Annotated in this window: 2 protein-coding genes; one reads left to right on the top strand and one right to left on the bottom strand. The window is 61.5% G+C overall.

Annotated elements, in window-relative coordinates; genetic code table 11:
• Nucleotides 1-493 (top strand): calcium-binding protein (locus tag ACREAY_RS11735; RefSeq protein WP_431755952.1); only part of this gene is annotated, 493 nt, incomplete at its 5' end.
• Nucleotides 494-518: 25 nt separating this feature from the next.
• On the opposite strand, the gene ACREAY_RS11730 is transcribed toward ACREAY_RS11735, so the two are convergent.
• A partial coding sequence (locus tag ACREAY_RS11730; protein ID WP_431755951.1) for a sensor histidine kinase occupies nucleotides 519-1,669 on the bottom strand: 1,151 nt, incomplete at its 5' end.

The following is a 1,669-nucleotide window of genomic DNA, read 5'->3' as shown; positions in this document are numbered from 1 at the left end:
CAACGACACTGCGTGGGGCGGCGACGGCGACGACGTGGTGCTGGGAGAAAAGGGCGCGGACCGACTTATCGGCGACACCGGCAACGACACGATGTGGGGCGGCGACGATGACGACAAAATGCTGGGAGGAGAAGGTGATGACAAGATGTACGGCGACCTTGGCAACGACAAGATGTTTGGGATGAAGGGCGACGACCACATCTGGGGCGGCGACGGGGTGGACACGCTCGTGGGGAGCGCGGGCATGGACATGGTCATTGGCGACGCCGGCGACGACAGGATGTGGGGAGGCGCAGACGATGATGTGCTGTTTGCCGGCGCAGGCCACGACATGGTCATTGGCGACGAGGGAAACGACAAGCTGCATGGCGAAGGAGGAGATGACAGGCTGTTTGACGCGGAAGGCGACGACCACCACGACGGCGGGCCAGATGTTGACAGCTGCCTCGACAGCGCCGGCGCCAACACTTTTGTCAACTGCGAGGAGCCTTAGCTCCGGCCTCTTTGGTCCTGTCCAGTCACGGCAAGTCCTGCGCCTTGCCGTTGGCCGGCAGGGAAAACGTGAACGTGGCGCCGCCTTGCGCGTTGTTCTCTGCCCAAATCCTGCCGCCGTGCGACTCTACTATGGCCTTGCAAAGGTAGAGCCCAAGGCCCGTCCCTCCCATCTCTGCGTTGGACGCGAATTTCGTGAAAAGCCTCGGCAATATCTCCGGGTCTATGCCCCTGCCGGTGTCGCTGACTGCCACTTCCGCGTGGCCGTCCTTCCTGCCGACTGTCACCGTGACCGTTCCGGCCTTTGTGAACCTTATTGCGTTGTTTATCAGGTTGGAGACCACCTGCTCGATGCGGCCCCTGTCGCATTCCACCACTACCACGCCTTCTGCCGGCCGCACGAGTTCGATGTCTACCTTGCCGTTGCCGCTGCCGTTGGCCCTCTTTTTTGCGTCCTTTATCGCCTCTGCCGCAAGCCCTGCAAGGTCGACCTGCTCGCTCTGCAGCTTTAGCGCCCTGCCCTCGATCCTGGTGGCGTCCAGTATGTCTGAAGAGAGGCGATTCAGCCTCTCGGCGTTGCGGCCGATGAGCCTGAGGTCGCGCCGCTTCACCGCCACCTCCTCTTCGTCGCGCCCCTGCTCTGGCCGGTCGGCGCCCAAAAGCTCTATCATGCCTATTATTGGCTGTATGGGAGTGCGCAGCTCGTGCGCGGCGATGTTGATGAACTCTTGCTGCATCCTGTCGTGGTCTTTGAGCTGCTCGTTTGCCGACTTTAGCGACACCACGGCTTCTTCCAGCTCGGCCGTCTTTGACCTGACCGTCCTTTCGAGCCTGCGGTTCCACAAAAGCACGACGACTGCGATGCCCGTAGCTATCGCGCCGATAGAGATCACGATCGCGGTGCTAAAGTTCCTCTGCTGGTCGATGAGCGACAGGACGTCGCTTGCAAAGTTGTGCTGCGCCACCACGCATACGACCGAAAAGTCCTGGTCGTCAATGGCTACTGTCTGGTAGGCAAGCGTCGCGGTCGCCCCGCGGTAGGTGATGTCCTCGGCGCCTGCGCCGCCGGTGAGCGACCGGCGCAAAAAGCCGTTAAACTCGGATTTCAGGTCATCCGGCAGAATGGCCTGGAACTCGTCCCCAAACACGTCCTTGCCTATCAGGGTCGCGTTGGTAG

Source organism: Nitrososphaera sp., from assembly GCF_050748925.1.
Lineage (GTDB): Archaea > Thermoproteota > Nitrososphaeria > Nitrososphaerales > Nitrososphaeraceae > Nitrososphaera.
Note: the sequence above shows the minus strand (reverse complement) of the source record. Positions and strands in the feature narration are given on the sequence as shown.